The sequence below is a fragment of the Lacticaseibacillus saniviri JCM 17471 = DSM 24301 genome (genome assembly GCF_001311785.1).
Classification (GTDB): domain Bacteria; phylum Bacillota; class Bacilli; order Lactobacillales; family Lactobacillaceae; genus Lacticaseibacillus; species Lacticaseibacillus saniviri.
Map to the genome: position 1 here is coordinate 1 of NZ_BBBX01000046.1, position 3,251 is coordinate 3,251.

General features: G+C 42.9%; 2 protein-coding genes and 2 pseudogenes. 1 reads left to right on the forward strand and 3 read right to left on the reverse strand.

Features of this window, described 5'->3' with window-relative positions; genetic code table 11:
- Positions 1 to 287, reverse strand: a pseudogene (locus tag JCM17471_RS12950) (recombinase family protein); the annotation flags it as partial.
- A 172-nt stretch (positions 288 to 459) separates the two neighbouring features.
- Entirely contained in the window at positions 460 to 684 is a 225-nt protein-coding gene (locus tag JCM17471_RS15625; RefSeq protein ID WP_054778153.1) for a DeoR/GlpR family DNA-binding transcription regulator, read from the reverse strand.
- 30 nt (positions 685 to 714) lie between these two features.
- Here JCM17471_RS15625 and JCM17471_RS12960 point away from each other — a divergent pair.
- Positions 715 to 942 (forward strand): annotated as a pseudogene (locus JCM17471_RS12960) (DinB/UmuC family translesion DNA polymerase); the annotation flags it as partial.
- Positions 943 to 1,431: 489 nt separating this feature from the next.
- On the opposite strand, the gene JCM17471_RS12965 reads toward JCM17471_RS12960, so the two are convergent.
- Positions 1,432 to 3,048, reverse strand: a complete 1,617-nt coding sequence (locus JCM17471_RS12965) for a mucin-binding protein (protein WP_054778154.1) — start codon at positions 3,046 to 3,048, stop codon at positions 1,432 to 1,434.
- Positions 3,049 to 3,251 lie beyond the last annotated feature (203 nt).

Consider the following 3,251-nt stretch of genomic DNA (forward strand, 5'->3'; position numbering starts at 1 on the left):
CCCTGTCATGGACGGCAAATTTAACACATCTAGGGTGGCCCCCTTATTTTGAATGGTGTTCATGATCTTAGTTAAATCCTGGTTGTTTCTGCCTAAGCGATCTAATTCAGTGACCATTACAATATCACCCTCACGAATATAGGCCAGCATTTTTGCAGTTCTGGCCGATTAGTGTTAGCTCCACTTAATTTATCCGTAAATAATTTATCAACGCCTTTTAAGGCCGCTAGCTGTCGATCTAAATGTTGCTCCTTGGAACTCACACGCGCATAACCGATTTTAGCCATTTCCAGTTCTCCTTTTGGACAGTTCTAATGAACACTTGCAATTCCTAGTATAGCACAGAAATAAAAGGCCAATAGGGTATACCTTATTGGCCACTTTTTGATCCACTATCAATGGCTTTTTAAATTAGGGCCTAGTACTTTTGGAATGGAAATACTTTCCAACACCAAAATTCTAGACCCTCAAAACTTTAACATGATTGTTCCGAGCTGTATTGAAGATCGTTTCGGGTAGCGATTTATCGGTAACAATGTAGTTAATCGCGCTCATTGGTGCACTCATGTATAGTTGATGCTTACCGATTTTAGTGTGATCCACCAACAGCACAACCGCATCGGCATGAGCGGAAAAAGCTCGCTTGATATTAGCTTCTAAATCATTGGCATCCTTAGATTGCATAATTAAAGTTACCACCCAGTAAATGTGAAAAAAGACTATGGCAATAGTCAGGTGCTCATGTGTGATTACACGTAGGCAAAGGAGATTAAAGTCGTGCTTAGCGAGATTGCTGATCAGGTTGCTGGCAGACTTCGTCACCATCAAGTACAAGGTGAAGTGGTTAGCGTTGGGATTGATTATGCTGATGCAGAAGAAGCGGGCACCTCCGGTTTCGGTGTGCAAATGAAGATTTATCCCACAAACCACACTGACGATTTGAGCCCCAAAACGTCCGCACGTCCAACCGTACAATTCTTGTCCGGACCATTGACATTCTTGCCGAACGATTTGGCAGGTCATGCATGAATTAGGCATTCAATCGACTATGTATCGCAAACGTCCTAAAAAGCCTACAACCAATACTGACACATCGCAGAAGCCTAATTTAATGAGACATCTAGCTGATTTATCTGGGGTCGTTACCACTGACATCAGCTATATTCACCTGATCAATCAAAACTGGGTTTATCTCGCAACTTTGTTTGTCGTTCCTCGGTCACATCAAAACAAATAAAACACTGGTAAAAGACCTGATGATGCGTGAATTTAAGAAATAACCAAGTGCCTTCGTCAGAACGTAACTTCTTTTGTCCGGCCTATTGACATTCTTGCCGACGTAGAGCCAAATAAAGACCCTGAAGAATATTATTATTCTTCAGGGTCCTCTTTAAATAATCTATATTCGCTACAGATATATTTATTTAATGGTTAATCATTACGACGTTTCTTGATACCAAGAAAACCGTGTAAACTTCCAAACATTGCCAACAAAATACCAATAAATGAAATTGTTTGACTTTGACTATTGTTTTCACCAGTTTGAGGTAATTCTGGTGAATTAACAGCACCGTTGTTAACTTTAGATCCTGTATTAGTCGACGTATTGATTACTCCATTGTTAGTAGCGTTACTTGGCTGGTAAGGATTTCCTGGTTGTCCTTGTACTGGCGTTGCGACCGGTACAGATGGCGTTAAGTGAATCGACGTAACAGGAACACTAGGCTGGTCCGGTGTCGAAGGGACATCAACCTTTTCAGGAGTTGTTGGCACGTTTGGAATGTTCTGCTTTTCCGGAGTAGCAGGCTTGTTTGGTACGTTTGGCTTTTTCGGAGTTGACGGCTTATTTGGTACGTCTGGTTTCTCCGGCGTCGATGGCTTGTTCGGTACATTCGTTTTCTCTGGCGTCGATGGCTTATTTGGTTCCGTTGGCGCAGTCTTCTTAATTAAGTGAACGTAGAATTGTTGCACAGTGCCATCCTGGCTATAGACAACCCCATCAGTTGGGTAGTTATCACTGACAAATGTGTAGCCATTGCCTAAATAGCCATCAATCGTTGGCTTTGTTCGATATGAGTCCGTCGTATTGAAATTACCGCTCAGATCTTTGGTTTCTAGCGTTTGACCATTTGCATCGTCAATGTATGTGACCTTAGCTGTCTCTTTATTTATCGCATACGTTACAGTTGTCACTACATTAGCACTAGTTTCCGTCAGACCTGTGACTTCGTCGACTGACTGATGATCGGGCGTATAACCGGTGATTACAGGCGAAATTTTTTTATTAAACGTCGTATCCCCGTTGGTTGCAGTCCATGCTTGATACAAACTGTCGCCTGTAACCTCATCAATGGTCCCTGTCCGCGTAAACGTCACTTGATCGGTTTTGTCATCCGCCGCCTTTGTGCCGTCGGTATAAACATAGTGAACGGTTTGCGTAACAACCTTGTTTAAAGAATCTTTTTCAAAACCGTTCGGCCACTTTGGACCATTTGGCACTGTAGGATCAAACGGCTGCCCCGTTTTACCTGGCGTCGTAACCGTTGCCGTAGCAATTTTGTGCTTTAAATGAACAAGAAATTGCTGCTTTGTAGTGCCGTCTCCATATTTAAATCCTTTTGTAAAATCATTGCTAACCACTTCATAACCAAGATTTGCATATGCGTTCAAAATGTTGGTTTGATCATAGTTTGAAATCGAAGAGGTCCGCCCACCTTTGAGATTTGTATAGTGAAGCATTTTATGAGTGGTGTCATCAAGATAGACGATTGTGGCCTGCTGTGGATCAGGATAAAGGTGGTAATAAGTATCAACAGCAGGGTTACCGGGTGTTTCAAACGGTGCAATTGCATATCCCTTAGAAGGGTCGCCAGCATACCAGAGATGTAGCTGATGAAAACCTTTTGTTCCAAATTCAGACCCACGGGCCGCATCATCAGTAACGTAATAAACGTATCCTGTCCAGCCAGTAGCTGTTGGGTAATGAATGTAATGTTCATCAGTGTAAGGCAGGATTGCCGTTGCATCGTTAGGATCATTCAAATACATAAAGTTGGCTGCCCTGTCCATGGGTTGGTCTGAGTGGGATCACTAGTCGGTTCGGTGTAGAGGTCGTGATCCGATTGCAAAGTGGCAGAGGCTGTAATGTCAGTGGCAGGCGTGGTATCAGTATCGGATAACAGATCTAGGCTAGTGGCTCTACCTACGCTCAAATTTTTGCTGCAGCCATCAACTCAGTTTGCTCAGTAGAT

Excerpts from the sequence above, each read along its gene's own strand:
- JCM17471_RS15625 (WP_054778153.1), bottom strand. The coding sequence starts at position 684 with ATGCAATCTAAGGATGCCAATGATTTAGAAGCTAATATCAAGCGAGCT.
- JCM17471_RS12965 (WP_054778154.1), bottom strand. The coding sequence starts at position 3,048 with ATGTATTTGAATGATCCTAACGATGCAACGGCAATCCTGCCTTACACT.